General features: G+C 70.3%; 16 protein-coding genes and 1 tRNA gene. 6 read left to right on the top strand and 11 right to left on the bottom strand.

The features are described from left to right. Nucleotides 1–2: 2 nt before the first annotated feature. The 5 genes from M3C17_RS06285 to M3C17_RS06265 all read right to left on the bottom strand — a co-directional run bounded on the left by M3C17_RS06285 (nucleotide 3) and on the right by M3C17_RS06265 (nucleotide 3,026). Nucleotides 3–332: a helicase gene (locus tag M3C17_RS06285; RefSeq protein ID WP_259976795.1), complete on the bottom strand. Its 330-nt coding sequence runs from the start codon at nucleotides 330–332 to the stop codon at nucleotides 3–5. Then, entirely contained in the window at nucleotides 332–739 is a 408-nt protein-coding gene (locus M3C17_RS06280; RefSeq protein WP_311198434.1) for a TadE family type IV pilus minor pilin, read from the bottom strand. The genes M3C17_RS06285 and M3C17_RS06280 overlap by 1 nt, the downstream gene beginning before the upstream one ends. 107 nt (nucleotides 740–846) lie before the next feature. Next, nucleotides 847–1,059, bottom strand: a complete 213-nt coding sequence (locus tag M3C17_RS06275; protein ID WP_259976794.1) for a DUF4244 domain-containing protein — start codon at nucleotides 1,057–1,059, stop codon at nucleotides 847–849. A 72-nt stretch (nucleotides 1,060–1,131) separates the two neighbouring features. Continuing rightward, nucleotides 1,132–2,025: a type II secretion system F family protein gene (locus tag M3C17_RS06270; protein WP_311198433.1), complete on the bottom strand. Its 894-nt coding sequence runs from the start codon at nucleotides 2,023–2,025 to the stop codon at nucleotides 1,132–1,134. Next, nucleotides 2,019–3,026 (bottom strand): TadA family conjugal transfer-associated ATPase, encoded by a 1,008-nt coding sequence (locus M3C17_RS06265; RefSeq protein ID WP_259976793.1) that lies wholly within the window; start codon nucleotides 3,024–3,026, stop codon nucleotides 2,019–2,021. The genes M3C17_RS06270 and M3C17_RS06265 overlap by 7 nt, the downstream gene beginning before the upstream one ends. A gap of 419 nt (nucleotides 3,027–3,445) precedes the next feature. On the opposite strand from M3C17_RS06265, the gene acs reads away from it, so the two are divergent. After that, on the top strand, nucleotides 3,446–5,413 hold the full coding sequence (gene acs, locus M3C17_RS06260; RefSeq protein ID WP_259976792.1) for an acetate--CoA ligase: 1,968 nt from the start codon (nucleotides 3,446–3,448) through the stop codon (nucleotides 5,411–5,413). Between the two features lie 55 nt (nucleotides 5,414–5,468). Here the strand turns inward: acs and M3C17_RS06255 are convergent, their stop codons facing one another. Together M3C17_RS06255 and M3C17_RS06250 are read right to left on the bottom strand one after the other, a co-directional pair. Further along, nucleotides 5,469–5,927: a RidA family protein gene (locus M3C17_RS06255; protein WP_259976791.1), complete on the bottom strand. Its 459-nt coding sequence runs from the start codon at nucleotides 5,925–5,927 to the stop codon at nucleotides 5,469–5,471. After that, a complete protein-coding gene (locus M3C17_RS06250) occupies nucleotides 5,924–6,145 on the bottom strand; it encodes a DUF4177 domain-containing protein (protein ID WP_259976790.1) in 222 nt (73 codons plus the stop codon). The genes M3C17_RS06255 and M3C17_RS06250 overlap by 4 nt, the downstream gene beginning before the upstream one ends. An 86-nt stretch (nucleotides 6,146–6,231) precedes the next feature. Here M3C17_RS06250 and M3C17_RS06245 point away from each other — a divergent pair, with 86 nt between their 5' ends. The 5 genes from M3C17_RS06245 to M3C17_RS06225 all read left to right on the top strand — a co-directional run bounded on the left by M3C17_RS06245 (nucleotide 6,232) and on the right by M3C17_RS06225 (nucleotide 11,179). Continuing rightward, on the top strand, nucleotides 6,232–8,805 hold the full coding sequence (locus M3C17_RS06245; RefSeq protein WP_259976789.1) for a transglycosylase domain-containing protein: 2,574 nt from the start codon (nucleotides 6,232–6,234) through the stop codon (nucleotides 8,803–8,805). After that, complete coding sequence (locus tag M3C17_RS06240) at nucleotides 8,796–9,737, top strand: metallophosphoesterase (RefSeq protein ID WP_259976788.1); 942 nt, start codon at nucleotides 8,796–8,798, stop codon at nucleotides 9,735–9,737. The genes M3C17_RS06245 and M3C17_RS06240 overlap by 10 nt, the downstream gene beginning before the upstream one ends. 56 nt (nucleotides 9,738–9,793) lie before the next feature. After that, nucleotides 9,794–9,870: transfer RNA gene (locus tag M3C17_RS06235), tRNA-Pro, on the top strand. 68 nt (nucleotides 9,871–9,938) lie between these two features. Next, the gene (locus tag M3C17_RS06230; RefSeq protein ID WP_259976787.1) at nucleotides 9,939–10,415 is read left to right on the top strand and encodes a VanZ family protein; all 477 of its coding nucleotides are present in this window, start codon (nucleotides 9,939–9,941) and stop codon (nucleotides 10,413–10,415) included. After that, entirely contained in the window at nucleotides 10,412–11,179 is a 768-nt protein-coding gene (locus M3C17_RS06225; RefSeq protein WP_259976786.1) for an HAD-IIB family hydrolase, read from the top strand. The genes M3C17_RS06230 and M3C17_RS06225 overlap by 4 nt, the downstream gene beginning before the upstream one ends. Before the next feature lie 73 nt (nucleotides 11,180–11,252). On the opposite strand, the gene M3C17_RS06220 is transcribed toward M3C17_RS06225, so the two are convergent. The 4 genes from M3C17_RS06220 to M3C17_RS06205 all read right to left on the bottom strand — a co-directional run bounded on the left by M3C17_RS06220 (nucleotide 11,253) and on the right by M3C17_RS06205 (nucleotide 15,527). Continuing rightward, on the bottom strand, nucleotides 11,253–12,512 hold the full coding sequence (locus M3C17_RS06220) for an alpha-hydroxy acid oxidase (RefSeq protein WP_259976785.1): 1,260 nt from the start codon (nucleotides 12,510–12,512) through the stop codon (nucleotides 11,253–11,255). Nucleotides 12,513–12,522: 10 nt separating this feature from the next. Continuing rightward, on the bottom strand, nucleotides 12,523–13,245 hold the full coding sequence (locus M3C17_RS06215) for a FadR/GntR family transcriptional regulator (RefSeq protein ID WP_259976784.1): 723 nt from the start codon (nucleotides 13,243–13,245) through the stop codon (nucleotides 12,523–12,525). A 146-nt stretch (nucleotides 13,246–13,391) separates the two neighbouring features. Next, nucleotides 13,392–14,045, bottom strand: a complete 654-nt coding sequence (locus tag M3C17_RS06210; protein WP_259976783.1) for a thymidine kinase — start codon at nucleotides 14,043–14,045, stop codon at nucleotides 13,392–13,394. A gap of 9 nt (nucleotides 14,046–14,054) precedes the next feature. Beyond that, nucleotides 14,055–15,527: a malate:quinone oxidoreductase gene (locus tag M3C17_RS06205; RefSeq protein ID WP_396819757.1), complete on the bottom strand. Its 1,473-nt coding sequence runs from the start codon at nucleotides 15,525–15,527 to the stop codon at nucleotides 14,055–14,057. Between the last annotated feature and the right edge of the window lie 46 nt (nucleotides 15,528–15,573).

The raw sequence follows: 15,573 nt of genomic DNA, 5'->3' as shown, positions 1-15,573 counted from the left end.
CGTCATGGACCCTCGGGTGGCCCGGCACGGGCGCGGGAGACGGCGGCCAGTCCAGCGTACGCCGCCTCCACCGACACGGTCGCCACGTCCCCCTCCAGCGAACACGAGGTCAGCCGCGCCGCACCCGCGACGGCGACCCGCGCGGCGAGCGTGCACGGGGCCTCGGCGGTGGGCACCGCACCGGTCGCCGCATCGGCTGCGGCGAGCGCGGCAGCGTCGGCCGCGGCGGCGGCGCGCTGCGCCGTCACCGCCGCTCCCCCGACCGCCGCGAGACCGATCGACAGCGTCGCGCCCACCGCGAGCACACCGGCGGCGAGGGCCGAGCCTGCCATCAGCGCCCTCCGTCCAGAGCGCAGCTGGAGGCGCGGAGCGGGACGTGGACGAATGCCCCGAGGGACACGTCGAGCGTGGCTGTCGCGCAGACGAGTGCGTCGGCTGCGGCGAAGGTCACACCCGCTTCGGGGACGGCAGCACGCACGGCCCCGGCAGCCACGCCCTCCCCTTCGCCGCGCCCCATCAGCCGTGCGGCATCGGCCGCGGCGTCCTGCAGCACCACCTGCCTGGACGCCGCGCTGAGCGCACCGACGCCGAGCAGCAGCACCAGGACCACGGCCGGAAGCGCGACGGCGAGCTCGGCGGCGACCGAGCCGCGCTCCGCCTCCGCGCCTGCGTGCACCTCTTTCTCAGCGCCCGTCCCTGCGCCGACGCCTGCCCTCGCTTCCGCCTTAGTCCCGGTCACCGCCTCCGCCTCCGTCTCTGCCTCTGCCTCCGCCGCTGCCTCCGCTGCTGCCTCTGCCTGGGCGCACAGGCGGCCGACCCTGTGCGCCCCCACGCGATCGGGCCGTCTCATGAGACCGACAGCGCGCGACGGACGAGATCGGTGAGGATGCCGCGCACCTCGTCCGACCGCAGGATCACGACCAGAAGACCGGCGAAGGCGACGGCTGCCATGGTCGTGATGGCGTATTCGGCAGTGGCGGCTCCGGTGTCGTCACCGAACAGCGCAGCGGCGCGGCGGCGGTCGAGCATGGGGATGGCGTGCGGGGTGTCGGTGTTCATGGTTTCCTTCTTCCTCTTTCTTCTGTGGCTTCTTCTGGGAGCGGGAAACGGCCGTCGATGCGGATCGGCCGGTCAGACGGGGAGTGGCGTCGAGGCGAGGACGCTGAGCAGCAGCGGGGCGACCCCGAGCAGCAGGAAGGCGGGGAGGGTGCAGACGCCGAGCGGGATGAGCAGACGCGTCGACAGCGCGGCAGCCGCCAGCCGACCCCGCACCCGCGCGCGGTGGCGGTCCTGCGCCGCGGAGGCGCGAAGAAGCTCGACCGCGGGCACCCCGGCCTCGCGCGAGAGGTCGAGCACCTGACGCACACGTGCCTCCCCCGCAGGTTCGGCGACCGCTGTCTCGGCGACGAGGCGCACCGCACGCTCGATGGGCGCGCCGCCGGTGAGCGCCACGGCGACGAGTTCGGCGGCGATGCCGGGGGTTCCCGGCGCCGGTTGAGCGCGGCGGAGCAGGCGCGACGTCCAGAGACGAGCAGCCCCTACGAGCAGCAGTCCGACGATCACGCACGCTGTGCCCAGAGGGTTGCCGACCAGCACGCCGAGGGTGTCGAAGCCGAGCGCGAACCCGAGCAGCAGTCCGGCCAACGGCATCCAGAGCAGCAGCCGCGCCGTCCCGGCGGGCTCGGCGAGGGCGATGCGCACGTCGTCGGTCGCGGCCGCCGCGTCGCGCAGAGACTCCGCGATCGTGCGCAGCACCTCAGCCAGCGGCGCGCCCACCACGGTGGCCACCTCCCAGGCCGCGGCCAGCTCCACCCAGGAGCCGCCCTCCGCACCGATCGCCGCGACGAGCCCTGTGCCGTCCTCCACCCTCTCGACGATGGCGAGCGCGTGACGGTCCCCCGAGGCCGCGAGGTGCCGCCACGCGACGATCGGCGCGGCCCCGGCCTGCAGCAGCACAGCGAGCGTCTGCACGGAGTCCGCGACATCGGGCACTCCCGGCGCTGTGCTCGGGCGCCCCCTCACCACGGCTGCGCCTCCTCGATGCCCAGACGGTCCCCCTGCAGGACCAGGCGCCCCGCCCTGGCGATGCGCCGCCTGCCGTCCGACGCGCGCTCGAGATGAAGCACCGCGGTGAAGGCGCTGACGGCCTGGCGCGCCAACGCGACGGCATCCATGCCCGCGAGCGCGCCCAGCGCCTCCAGCCGCGCCGGCACGTCGAGCACTCCGCTCGCGTGCAGGGTCCCCGCGCCGCCGTCGTGGCCGGTGTTCAGCGCGGTCAGCAGCTCGCGCACCTCTTCGCCGCGGCACTCGCCGACCACGAGCCGATCCGGACGCATCCGCAGCGATTCCCGCACGAGGCGCGCGAGGCCGACCCCGCCGGCGCCTTCCAGGTTGGCCTGACGCGCCTCCAGCGCGACGTGGTGGGGATGCCGCGGACGGAGTTCGGCGACATCCTCGATCGTGACGATGCGCTCCGACGGCGGCACCGCGGACAGCAGCGCCGACAGCAGCGTCGTCTTGCCGGTGCCGGTGCCGCCCGTCAACAGGAGGTTGGCGCGGTCGGCGACCAGCCGCTCGAGCCAGCGCTGCTGCGGAGGGTCGAACGTGCCGAGCGCCGCCAGGGCGTCGAGGTCGGCGGACTGCACCCGAGGGATGCGGATGGACAGGGCGGTACCCCGTGTCGAGACCGGAGTGAGCACGGCGTGCACCCGGACTCCCGAACCGAGCCGGACGTCGACACAGGGCGCCTGGTCGTCGAGGTGACGCCCGCCGAGTCCGACCAGCGCGACGGCGAGGTCGCGCACCTCGCGTTCGGTGGCGCGCCAGCCGCCTACCCGTTCCGTGCCGTCGCCACGATCGACGAACAGCGCGTCCTCGCCGTTCACGAACACATCGGTCACGTCGTCGTCGACGAAGGGGGCCAGCGGTGCGAACGCCGGTTCGGCCCGGAGGATCGCGTGCGGCGTGGCCGGGAGGTCATCGGCCGCGCCGACGCTTCTGCTCTGGATGACGAACCGTTCGGACATACGGCGAAGATAGGCACCGGCGGCAGCGGGACATCCGCGGATCCCCGCCCGCGGTCGGGTGGTGTGCACAACCTCCACACGGCGGCCCGCGTGCAGATGAAGCGATGCGGACGGCGCCGCCCGTCGCGCACCCTGGCGTGGGGAGCGCTCCCAAAGAAGAGGGCGGCATCTCACGGGGGGAATGAGATGCCGCCCACGGCGGCTCGCGATCGGGGGAATCGGGCGCGCCAAGGCCGGAATGAGATTTCGGCTGTCGTCGAGTGTACGCAAGGCGACCGTCCTGACAAAACCGGCGACACTACCGACTTTCGGCAGTATTACCGCGCAGGGCGCAGGGATAGATTCGCCCTGACCTGGTCGCACCTTCCCCCCTGCGATCACGCCCGCATGACCCGTATGCCGCAAAGGAGCGCCTGCCGATGAGCAGCCAGATCGACCACCTTCTCGACGAGACCCGGCAGTTCCCTCCCTCCGAGGAGTTCGCAGCGCAGGCCGTCGCCTCACCCGAGCTGTACGAGCGGGCCGCGGCGGATCGCGAGGGCTTCTGGGCCGACCAGTCCCGTGAGCTCGTGCACTGGCACACCCCCTTCACGAAGACGCTCGACTGGAGCAACCCGCCGTTCGCGAAGTGGTTCGACGACGGAGAGCTGAACGTCGCGTACAACTGCCTCGATCGTCACGTCGAAGCCGGTAACGGCGATCGCGTCGCGCTGCACTGGGAGGGCGAGCCCGGCGACAGCCGCCGCATCACCTACGCCGAACTGACCGAGGAGGTCAAGCGCGTCGCCAACGTCCTCGAGGGACTCGGCGTCGGCCAGGGCGACCGCGTGGCCATCTACCTGCCGATGATCCCCGAGGCGATCGCGGCGATGCTCGCGGTCGCGCGCGTCGGAGCCATCCACTCGGTCGTGTTCGGCGGCTTCAGCGCGGACAGCCTGCGCTCCCGCATCGACGATGCCGGCGCCAAGCTCGTGATCACGGCCGACGGCGGCTACCGCAAGGGCCGCGTGTCGGCTCTCAAGCCGGCCGTGGACCAGGCGCTGGCCGACCGCGGTGAGGGTGAGCAGCAGACCGTCGAGCACGTCCTCGTCGTCAAGCGCGGCGAGAACGAAGTGGAGTGGACCGAGGGTCGCGACATCTGGTGGCACGACGTCGTTCCCGCCGCCTCAGCGGAGCACACGGCTCAGGCGTTCCCGGCGGAGAATCCGCTCTTCATCCTCTACACCTCCGGCACCACCGGAAAGCCGAAGGGCATCCTGCACACCTCGGGCGGCTACCTCACGCAGGCCGCGTACTCGCACAAGTACGTCTTCGACCTCAAGCCGGAGACCGACGTGTTCTGGTGCACGGCCGACATCGGCTGGATCACCGGGCACAGCTACGTGACGTACGGGCCGCTCGCGAACGGCGCCACCCAGGTGCTCTACGAGGGCACGCCAGACACCCCGCATCCCGGCCGCTGGTGGGAGATCATCGAGAAGTACAAGGTCTCCATCTTCTATACGGCCCCCACGGCGATCCGCTCGTTCATGAAGATCGGCCGCAGCGTGCCGAAGAAGTTCGACCTGTCGTCGCTGCGCGTGCTCGGCTCGGTGGGCGAGCCCATCAACCCCGAGGCGTGGATGTGGTACCGCGAGGTGATCGGCGCAGGCAAGACGCCGATCGTCGACACCTGGTGGCAGACCGAGACCGGAGCGATCATGGTCTCCGCTCTGCCGGGCGTGACGGCGACCAAGCCGGGTTCGGCCCAGGTGCCGCTTCCCGGGATCTCGCTCGACGTGGTCGACGAGCAGGGCGTCGAGGTCGGCAACGGCAACGGCGGACTCCTGGTCATCACCGAGCCGTGGCCGAGCATGCTCCGCGGCATCTGGGGCGACCCCGAGCGCTTCCGCGAGACATACTGGGAGAAGTTCGAGAAGCAGGGCTACTACTTCGCCGGCGACGGCGCCCGGCTCGACGAGGACGGCGACCTGTGGCTGCTCGGCCGAGTCGACGACGTCATGAACGTCTCGGGTCACCGGCTGTCGACCGCCGAGATCGAGTCCTCTCTCGTGGCGCACGAGGCCACGGCGGAGGCGGCGGTGGTCGGAGCCTCCGACGAGACCACGGGCCAGGCGGTGGTGGCCTTCGTGATCATCAAGGAGAGCTACCTGGCCGCGCACGACCCGGCGGGACTGGCGCAGCAGCTGCGGCTCTGGGTCGGCGAGCAGATCGGCGCGATCGCGCGGCCGCGGGACGTGTACATCGTCGGAGAGCTCCCGAAGACGCGCTCCGGCAAGATCATGCGCCGCCTGCTGCGCGATGTCGCGGAGGGGCGCGAGGTCGGAGACACGACGACCCTCGCCGACACCGCGGTGATGAGCATCATCTCGGCACAGGTGAAGTAACCCGAGCATGAAGAACGCCCCCTCCGTCACGGAGGGGGCGTTCGTCGTTCTTGGGTCAGGCGAGGCGGAAGGTGACCTCGACCTCGACCGGGCTGCCGAGCGGGAGCTCCGCGACGCCGACCGCGGCACGCGCGTGGCGGCCCTCGTCGCCGAAGATCTCCCCGAGCACCTCGCTGGCGCCGTTGATGACGCCCGGCTGGCCGGTGAAGCCGTCGGCCGAGCCGACGAAGCCGCCCACGCGCACCACTCCCGCGAGGCGGTCCACACCGCCCGCGGCGTCGGCCGCGGCGGCGAGCGCGTTGAGCGCGCAGGTACGGGCGTAGGACTTCGCGTCCTCGGCGGAGACCTCGGTACCGACCTTCCCCGTGGCCGGGAGGGAGCCGTCGACGAACGGCAGCTGACCGGAGGTGTACACGAGGCCGCCGTGCACGACGGCGGGGACGTAGGCAGCGACCGGGGCGGCGACGGCGGGCAGCTCGATGCCGAGCTCGGCGAGCCGGGCGGAGAGGCTCATGCCTGGCCCTCGAACTGACGCGATGCCTCTGCCGCCGCGGCGAGCCCGGCGTTGGCCGAGCCGTCCGTCGTGGCAGGGCGCTTGAAGTACGCGACCAGTCCGCCCTCCGGACCCTGCACCACCTGGACGAGCTCCCAGCCCTGCTTGCCCCAGTTGTTGAGGATGGCCGCCGTGTTGTGGATCAGCAGCGGCGTGGTGAGGTACTCCCACGTGGTCATGGCACTCCTGTCGATCGGGGCGCGCCGGTGCGCCCGGCCGCGCTCGTCAAAGGCTGTATTCAGGGAACTCCCCTACGATCAAGCGTATGCCCCACAAGAATCGCACGGTGAAGGGCGTGCTCGGCGGTCTCGTCGGGCTCGTCGGACTGAGCGCCGTCGCCGGTCTCCTCGTGACCGCGAGCGTCACCCCCGTCCTCGCGATGACCGGCGTCGCCGGCACCACGGCCCTCACGCTCTTCGACAAGCTGCCCGAGAACCTGAACCCGGGTACGCCGATGGAGCAGTCCACCATCTACGCGACCCAGCCCGACGGCACCCCCGTGCCGCTCGCGTCGTTCTACGAGCAGAACCGCGTGCCCGTGACGTACGAGCAGGTCAGCCCGGTCCTGTACGACGCGATCCTCTCCAGCGAGGACAAGAGCTTCTACACGCACGGCGGCGTGAACCTCGGTGCCACCATGAAGGCACTGATCGACAACGTGCGCGGCACGTCGAGCCGCGGCGCCTCCACGATCAGCCAGCAGTTCGTCAAGAACGTGCTCATCCAGCAGTGCGAGCAGGATGTCGACACGACGTCCGACACGTACTCGGACGACCTGCAGCAGTGCTGGCTCGACGCGACGAACGCGGTAGGCAGCAAGGGCATCGAGCGCAAGCTGCAGGAGATGCGGTACGCGATCCAGATCGAGAAGGACTTCTCGAAGAACGACATCCTCCTCGGCTACCTGAACATCGCCAACTTCGGCGGCACGGTCTACGGCATCGAGGCCGCGGCTCGGTACTACTTCTCCACCACGGCGATGAACCTGACCGTCGGTCAGGCCGCGACCCTCGCCGGCATCGTGCAGAACCCGAACACCTACCGGATCGACAAGCCCGTCGACGGCACGTACACCGACGCCGAGGGCGTGGCCCACAACACCGAAGCAGACGGCTACGCCGACACCCTGAAGCGCCGCGACTACGTGCTCTACCGCATGCTCGACGACGGCAAGATCACGCAGGCGCAGTACGACGAGGCCAAGGCGGCCCCGATCACTCCCGCGATCAATCCTCCCCAGCAGGGCTGCGCCGCGGCAGGCACTAATGCGTACTTCTGCCAGTACGTGCGCTCGATCGTGCTGAACGACGAGGCCTTCGGCGCCACCCCGCAGGAGCGCCGCGACCTGCTGCGCCGCGGCGGCCTGAAGATCTTCACGTCGCTCGACTTCCGCGTCCAGAACCCGGCCGCGGAGAAGATGACGGAGATCGTCGACCCGAACTTCGACGGCAAGTACTTCGGCGCCGCGGGTGTCTCGATCGAGGTCGGCAGCGGGCGCATCCTCTCGATGACGCAGAACACGCTGTTCACCGAGACGCCGACCACCGACCCCGCCTACACCTCGCTGGTGTTCGCCGGCGACCGGAAGCACGGCGACTCGAACGGCTTCCAGGTCGGCTCGACGTACAAGCTGTTCACACTCATCGACTGGCTCGAGAAGGGGCACTCGGTGCGGGAGGTCGTCAACGGCCGCGTGCAGACCAACATGAAGTTCACCGCGGCCTCCTGCGGCGGCGGCACCATGACGGCGAACACCAAGGAGATCGGCAACTTCGGCGGCGGCGGCGGCTCGACGGACACCGTGCTGAACTTCACGAGGAACTCGCTGAACAGCGGATTCTTCGCGATGGCGTCGAAGCTCGACATCTGCGACATCAACAAGGTCGCGGATCGACTGGGCGTGACCCTCGCGAACGGCGGCAAGACCACGGACGAGAACGTGCCGTACGACGTGCTCGGCGCCAAGAACATCTCTCCCCTTGCCATGGCGAACGCCTACGCGACCGTCGCCAGCGGCGGCACCTACTGCACGCCGCGTGCGATCGACCGCGTCATCGGCCCGGACGGGAAGGACCGCGAGCTCCCCGCCTCCTCCTGCACCCCCGGCGTGATCTCCCCCGAGGTGGCCGCGACGGCCGCGTATGCGCTGCAGACCGTCATGGCCGGCGGCGGCACCGGCGCGCGCGCCAACCCGGGAGACGGCACCCCGCTGATCGGCAAGACCGGAACGCACAACACCTGGTCGACCATGATGATCGAGTCGAGCACCGAGGTCGCCACCGCAGTCTGGGCGGGGCGCTGGCAGGGCCAGGAGAACATCTACCGCCAGAGGTACAACGGCTGGGACCTGAACGACATGCGCTATCCGCTCGCGCGCGCTGCCCAGGCCGCCGCGAACGAGGCCTACGGGGGCGAGCGGTTCCCCGAGCCCGACAACAACCTGATCCGACAGGAACTGAAGTCGGTGCCCAGCGTCGTCGGCATGCCGCAGGATCAGGCCCGCGCCGCGCTGGAGGAAGCCGGCTTCCAGGTCGCCATCGGCGGAGAGGTCGACAGCGAGCTCGCGGCGGGCCTCGTCGCCGCGCAGGACCCGACCGGGCAGGCGGCCAGCAGCGCGACGGTCACCCTCTCGATCAGCAACGGTCGCGGCGCAGCCGTGCCGTCGAACATCGTCGGGATGTCGCGTGAGCAGGCCGACGCCGCGCTCAAGGCCGCGCGGGTCCCCTCGTACGAGTTCGACAATTCGTGCAACCCGCCAGGGGCCACCGTGAGCGTCACGAACCCGCCGCCGGGCACACCGGTCAACGGCAGCACCACCGTGGTCGTGACGTGCCAGTAGGTTCCTCCCGCACGGCGCACCCGGCCCTCATCGCGCTCGGCGCGGTGGGGGCCGTGGGGGCCGCCGCGGCGGTCTGGGGCATCGGCATCGAGCGGTACCTGTTCACCGTGCGGGAGCAGTCCGCGACGGCGTTCCCTCCCGGCACCCCTCCCCTGCGGATCCTGCACCTCTCGGACGCGCACATGGCGCCGTGGCAGCACCGCAAGCAGGACTGGTTGGCCTCGCTCGCGGAGCTCCGTCCTGACCTGATCGTCAACACGGGCGACAACCTCGGCCACGAACAGGGTCTGGAGGGCATCCGTCGCGCGTTCGCGCCGTTCGCCGGCATCCCCGGGGTGTTCGTGCACGGTTCGAACGACATCAACGGGCCGGCGCCCCGCAATCCGCTGCGCTACTTCTCCGGGCCGTCGAAGCGTCACCACGAGCCGACGGTGCTGGACACGGCCGCGATGGACCGCTACTTCACCGACGAGCTCGGCTGGACCGACCTCAACAACCGCGCCGCACGACTCACGGTGCGCGGTGCCGCCGTCGACTTCTTCGGCGTGAGCGACGCGCATCGCGACTGGGACCGCCTGGACGTGCTGCCCGCCGCCATCGAGGAGCTCGGACCGCGCGAGCCCGGCACCGCGGTGATCGGCGTGACCCACGCCCCGTATCAGCGCGTGCTCAACGGATTCATCGACCTGGGCGCCGAGGCGATCCTGGGCGGGCACACCCATGGCGGGCAGGTCTGCCTTCCCGGGTACGGGGCGCTCGTGGCCAACTGCGACATCCCGCTGAAGCAGGCCAAGGGACTGAGCACGTGGACCCACGGCGACACGTCCGTGCCGCTGACCGTGAGCGCGGGATGCGGGCACTCGATCTATGCGCCGGTGCGGTTCGCCTGTCGGCCCGAGGCGACGCTGCTCACGCTGATCCCGCGCGCCTGATCGGCGTCTCGATTCGGCGCTGGGGACATTTCCCTGTAGACTCGGAGGGTTGCAAACGGGGTGTGGCGCAGCTTGGTAGCGCGCTTCGTTCGGGACGAAGAGGTCGCAGGTTCAAATCCTGTCACCCCGACCAGTGACACGAGAAGGCCGCCCCCACGGGCGGCCTTCTCTGTATCAGGAAGACGCACGAAAGGGGATCGCATGGGGAGGCTGCTGCCGCCGCCGCGCCGCCTCACGCGCGTCTGGGCTCTCGTGCTCGGCATCCCCTTCCTGGCGGGACTCGCCCTGCTGACGCTCACGCCGTCGCGCGTCGAGGACTCCGTGCCGAATCTGCTCGACCTGGTCCTGACGGGCGTCCACCGCATCGGCTGGACCGCCCTGACGTTCGACCGCCTGGAAGTGCTGGCCAACATCGCCGTGTTCGTGCCGATCGGCATCCTCGCCTTCGTGCTCCTCCCCCGCCGCATCTGGCCGCTGTCTCTGCTGATCGGACCGGCCCTGTCCGTGGCTATCGAGGCCACCCAGCGGTTCGTGCTCCTGGACCGCGCCGCCACCGTCCAGGATGTGATCGCCAACTCCACCGGCGCCACGTTCGGGGTCGCCCTCGCGATCCTGTGCACACTGCTGCTCGCACCGCGTTCTCCCGGGCTGCGACCTCCTAGGCTGGAGGCATCATGACCACGCCCGCTCTCGTCGCCTTCGACCTCGATGACACGCTCGCCCCGTCCAAGGGCACGATCGATCCGCGGATCGCCGCGCTCCTCGGTGACCTGCTGCGCACGGTCGACGTCGCCATCATCTCGGGCGGCAACGAGGCACAGTTCCGTTCGCAGGTGATCGCGCAGCTCGCCGACACCGATGCCGCCGCGCTCGCACGGCTGCATCTGCTGCCCACGTGCGGCACCCGCTACCTCCGCCACGACGGAACCGACTTCGTGCCGCTCTACGCCCACGATCTGAGCGCGGACGAGAAGGCCGCGGCGCTCACGGCGCTGCAGGAGGAGGCCGTGCGGCTCGGGCTGTGGGAGGCGGAGCCGTGGGGCGACATCCTCGAGGATCGCGGCTCGCAGATCACGTTCTCGGCACTCGGGCAGCGCGCCCCGCGCGAGGCCAAGCACGCCTGGGACCCCTCCGGCGCCAAGCGCGGCGCGCTCCGCGACGCGGTGGCCCTGCGTCTCCCCGGCCTGGAGGTGCGCTCCGGAGGGTCGACGTCGATCGACATCACCCGCGCGGGCATCGACAAGGCCTTCGGGATGCGACAGCTCTCGGCGCACACCGGGATCCCCCTCGGCGCGATGCTGTTCTACGGAGACCGCCTCGACGAGGGGGGCAACGACTACCCCGTGCGCGCGATCGGCGTGCCGTGCGTGGCCGTGGACGGTTGGGAGGACACCGCCGACCGGCTCGACGCGCTGCTTCCCACTCTCACCGCCCGGGTCTGACGCCACAGGCGCGTTCGGGACCCTGGCGCCGCGGGGCATCCGGAGCGTGGGCCGCGCCGGATGCCCGTTCGCGTCAGCGGATGGTGACGTCGGACGCCGCGCGGGCGACCGGCACCAGACGCGTGAGCTGCGTGACGTGGCCGGGCTCGAGCTCGGCCAGCGATGCGACGCCGAGCAGCCGCATCGTGCGCTCGATCTCGCTGCGCAGGATGGCGATGGTGCGGTCGACGCCCTGGCGTCCGCCGGCCATCAGACCGTACAGGTACGCCCGTCCGATCAGCGTGAAGTCGGCGCCGAGCGCGACGGCCGCGACGATGTCGGCGCCGTTCATGATGCCGGTGTCGATCATGACGGTGAAGTCGTCCCCCACCGCGGCCCGGACGTCGGGGAGCAGGTGGAACGGGATCGGCGCACGGTCGAGCTGGCGGCCCCCGTGGTTCGAGAGCACGATGCCATCCACGCCGGCGTCGCGCAGCCGCACCGAGTCCTCCACGTTCTGCACGCCCTTGATCACGATCTTGCCGGGCCAGATGTCGCGGATCACCGCCAGATCGTCATAGCTGATCGTCGGATCCATCGCGGCGTCGAGCAGCTCGCCCACGGTGCCTCCGGTGGAGCTCAGGGAGGCGAACTCGAGCTTCGGCGTGGTGAGGAAGTCGTACCACCACCAGGGCCGCGGAATCGCGTTGACGATCGTGCCGAGCGTGAGCTGCGGCGGGATGCTGAAGCCGTTGCGCTTGTCCCGCAGGCGCGCACCGGCGACCGGGGTGTCGACCGTGAACTGCAGCGTGTCGAACCCGGCGGCGGCCGCGCGGCGCGCGAGCTCGTAGGAGATCTCGCGGTCGCGCATCACGTACAGCTGGAACCAGTTGCGACCGTGCGGGTTGGCGGCCTTCACGCCCTCGATGGAGGTCGTGCCGAGCGTGGAGAGCGTGAAGGGGATGCCTGCAGCCGCAGCTGCACCCGCGCCCGCGACCTCACCCTCGGTCTGCATCAGCCGGGTGAACCCGGTGGGCGCGATGCCGAACGGCAGCTCCGACGGGCCGCCGAGGATGTCCACGGCGGTGTCCACGTCGGGCGCGGGCTTCAGGATGCCCGGGTGGAACTCGACGTCCTGGAAGGCCTGGCGCGCGCGACGCAGCGACAGCTCGCCCTCGGCGGCGCCGTCGGTGTAGTCGAACGCCGCCTTGGGGGTCCGGCGCTTCGCGATCGTGCGGAGGTCATCGATCGTGAGGGCCCCATCGAGGCGGCGCTTGCGGCCGTTCAGCTCGGGCTTCTTGAACTTCATGAGCTCGAGGAGCTCGGCGGGGTTGGGGAGCTGGCGCTGGACCATGGCGTGCCTCTCAGTTCTGCGGATGGGTGACGCGGGTGAGGCCCGCGGACGTGTAGTAGCCGGTGATGTGGTCGTGAACCAGGGCCCGTGCGGCATCGACATCGGCACGGTCGATGGCGGACACCAGCTCCCGATGCTCGGCGCGCAGCCGGACGGCCATGGCGTCCCAGTCCGCGACGGCCGCGGCTCCTGCAAGCACGTACGACTCGATCGAGGAGCGGAGCCCCGCCATCATGGCCGCGATGACGGTGTTCCCGCTCGCCTCCGCGAGGGCGAGGTGCAACTGTGCGTCCAGGGCGAGGAACTCCGCCGGGGTGAGCGCCGGTGCGTCCATGGCGTCGAGCAGGCGGTGCGCGGCAGCGGTGTCGCGCTCGGCGGCACCGGTGAGCGTGGCGACCACCGCGTCCTCCAGCACGAGCCGCGTCTGCACGACATCATGGAGGGGGAAGCCCTGTGCCGCCACCTGGAGCCGCAGCAGGGCGGACATGCCGCCGGTCGGCGTGGCGATCACGATGGCGCCGGACTGCGGGCCGGACCCGGTCGCCGTGCGGATCAGGCCCAGCACCTCGAGCACGCGCAGTGCCTCGCGCACGCTGGAGCGTCCGACGCCGAGGTCGCTCGCGAGGTCGCGCTCGGACGGCAGCCGGTCACCGGGACCGAGGCGACCGTCGAGCAGGTCCCTCTCGATGTGCTCGAGCACGGTCCGCCATGCACGCGCCGGCTGCTCCGTCATCCCGCCTCCTGTGGTCTGACCACAGAGTAGCGCGTGTGGTCAGACCACGCAAAAGCTGCGCCGGTGCCGATCTGCCGGCGTCGGGCCCGGGGTCAGTCGCGCCGGGGCAGGTCCGGGGGCACTCGTGCCGGCGTCGAAATCCCGAGTCAGCCGAGGCGGCCGCCGGACTCCTGGAGGTAGCACGTGCCGCACAGGGACTCGTAGGTCGTCAGCTCGGGCGATGCCGAGCCGTCCGCTCCCTCGTCGATCGCGACCTGGTCTCCGTCGAACACGAAACGGCCGCCGACCACCCGACCGTTGAACACGGCCTTGCGTCCGCACCGGCAGATGGTCTTCAGCTCTTCCAGCGAGTGTGCGATCGCGAGCAGCCGAGCGGACCCCGGGAAGGCATGCGTGCGGAAGTCGTTGCGGATGCCGTACGCCATCACGGGGATGCCATCCTCGACCGCGATCCGGAAGAGGTCGTCGATCTGCGCCGGGGTCAGGAACTGCGCCTCGTCGATGAGGAGGCAGGCGACATCGACGGGAGCGGTCGGCAGGAGCTCCTCCTCCGGAGCGCGACGCATCCGATCGCGCTGGGCCGCGAACAGCGCACGAGCGTCGTCCTCTGCGCCGATCAGGAAGTCCACCTCGCGCGTGACGCCGAGGCGGCTCTCGATCTCGGAGGCCCCCTTGGTGTCGATCTCCGGCTTCGCGAGCAGCACGTGCTGCCCCCGCTCCTCGTAGTTGTAGGCGGCCTGCAGCAGGGCGGTCGACTTGCCCGAGTTCATCGCGCCGTAGCGGAAGTAGAGCTTCGCCACGGTCCGGTCTCAGGCGTTGATGCCGAGGGCGGCGGCAGTCGCCGTCGTGGACTCCTCCGCCAGCTCGGCATCGGCGTTGAGCTTCTTGCCGAACGTCGGGATCAGCTCGCGCAGCTGCGGCTCCCACGTGGGGAACTCGTCCGGGAAGCACTTCTTCAGCAGATCGAGCATGATCGGGACGGCGGTGGAGGCGCCGGGCGAGGCGCCGAGCAGGCCCGCGATCGACCCATCGCCTGAAGCGACGACCTCGGTGCCGAACTGCAGCACGCCGCCCTTCTTCGGGTCCTTCTTCATCACCTGCGCGCGCTGACCGGCGTTGATGAGCGTCCAGTCCTCGTCCTTCGCGGTCGGCATGAAGGTGCGCAGACTGTCGACCTTCTTGCGGTGGTTCTTCATCAGCTCGCTGACGAGGTACGTGATGAGGTCAGGATTCGCGAAGGCCACCCGCAGCATCGGCCACAGGTTGTGCGCCCGCACCTGAGTGACGATGTCGAGCATCGAGCCGTTCTTGAGGAACTTCGGGCTGAAGGTCGCGAAGGGCCCGAACATCAACGAGGCCTCGCCGTCGACCACGCGGGTGTCGAGGTGGGGGACCGACATCGGCGGGGCGCCCACGGACGCCTGCGAGTACACCTTCGCCTTGTGCTGCGCGACGATCTTCGGGTTCGTGGTCTTGAGGAACTGTCCGCCGATCGGGAAGACGCCATAGCCCTTGATCTCGGGGATGCCGGAGCGCTGCAGCAGCTTGAGGGCCCAGCCTCCCGCACCCACGAAGACGAACTTGGCCTTGATCTCGTTCGGCGTCCGGCCCACCGTGGTGCGGTACCTGATCAGCCACGTGCCGTCCTTCTGGCGCTTGAGCGACTTGACCTCGTGGTTCGTCCGCACGGAGACGCCCGACTTCCGCAGGTGACCGAAGAGCTGGTGCGTCAGCGCGCCGAAGTCCACGTCCGTTCCCGCGGGAACGCGCGTCGCCGCGAACGGCTCACCCTTGCGGCGCTTCTGCATCAGCAGCGGGGCCCACGTGTTGATGACCCGGGAGTCCTCGCTGTACTCGATCCCGGAGAACAGCGGCTGCTCCTTGAGCACCTCGTAGCGGTTCTTGAGATAGGCGACATCCTTCTCACCGCGCACGAACGTCATGTGCGGTGTGGCGTTGATGAACGTCGACGGCGCGTCCAGCACGCCCTTCTCGACCAGCGAGGACCAGAACTGCCTGCTCTGCTGGAACTGCTCGTTGATGGAGACGGCCTTCGCCGGGTCCAGCGGAGCGTCGCCCTGCTGCGGCATGTAGTTCAGCTCGCACAGGGCTGCATGCCCCGTGCCGGCGTTGTTCCACGGGTTGGAGCTCTCCTGCGCGACGTCCGACAGTCGCTCGAAGGCGACGATCTTCCACTCCGGCTGCAGCTCGTGCAGCAGAGTACCCAGGGTGGCGCTCATGATGCCACCGCCGATCAGGACGACATCGACGTTTTCAGTCACCCCACCAGTCTAGGGCGTGGCCTGGGGCTGTTCGTTCCGTGGGGCC

Source organism: Microbacterium sp. p3-SID336 (assembly GCF_025143365.1).
In the GTDB taxonomy this organism is placed as follows: Bacteria; Actinomycetota; Actinomycetes; order Actinomycetales; family Microbacteriaceae; genus Microbacterium.
Note: the sequence above shows the minus strand (reverse complement) of the source record. Positions and strands in the feature narration are given on the sequence as shown.

Coding starts and splice junctions, on each gene's coding strand:
- M3C17_RS06225 (WP_259976786.1), top strand. CDS start 10,412: ATGACCACGCCCGCTCTCGTCGCCTTCGACCTCGATGACACGCTCGCC.
- M3C17_RS06255 (WP_259976791.1), bottom strand. CDS start 5,927: ATGAGCCTCTCCGCCCGGCTCGCCGAGCTCGGCATCGAGCTGCCCGCC.
- M3C17_RS06285 (WP_259976795.1), bottom strand. CDS start 332: ATGGCAGGCTCGGCCCTCGCCGCCGGTGTGCTCGCGGTGGGCGCGACG.
- M3C17_RS06230 (WP_259976787.1), top strand. CDS start 9,939: ATGGGGAGGCTGCTGCCGCCGCCGCGCCGCCTCACGCGCGTCTGGGCT.
- M3C17_RS06265 (WP_259976793.1), bottom strand. CDS start 3,026: ATGTCCGAACGGTTCGTCATCCAGAGCAGAAGCGTCGGCGCGGCCGAT.
- M3C17_RS06275 (WP_259976794.1), bottom strand. CDS start 1,059: ATGAACACCGACACCCCGCACGCCATCCCCATGCTCGACCGCCGCCGC.
- M3C17_RS06220 (WP_259976785.1), bottom strand. CDS start 12,512: ATGGTCCAGCGCCAGCTCCCCAACCCCGCCGAGCTCCTCGAGCTCATG.
- M3C17_RS06250 (WP_259976790.1), bottom strand. CDS start 6,145: ATGACCACGTGGGAGTACCTCACCACGCCGCTGCTGATCCACAACACG.
- acs (WP_259976792.1), top strand. CDS start 3,446: ATGAGCAGCCAGATCGACCACCTTCTCGACGAGACCCGGCAGTTCCCT.
- M3C17_RS06215 (WP_259976784.1), bottom strand. CDS start 13,245: ATGACGGAGCAGCCGGCGCGTGCATGGCGGACCGTGCTCGAGCACATC.
- M3C17_RS06245 (WP_259976789.1), top strand. CDS start 6,232: ATGCCCCACAAGAATCGCACGGTGAAGGGCGTGCTCGGCGGTCTCGTC.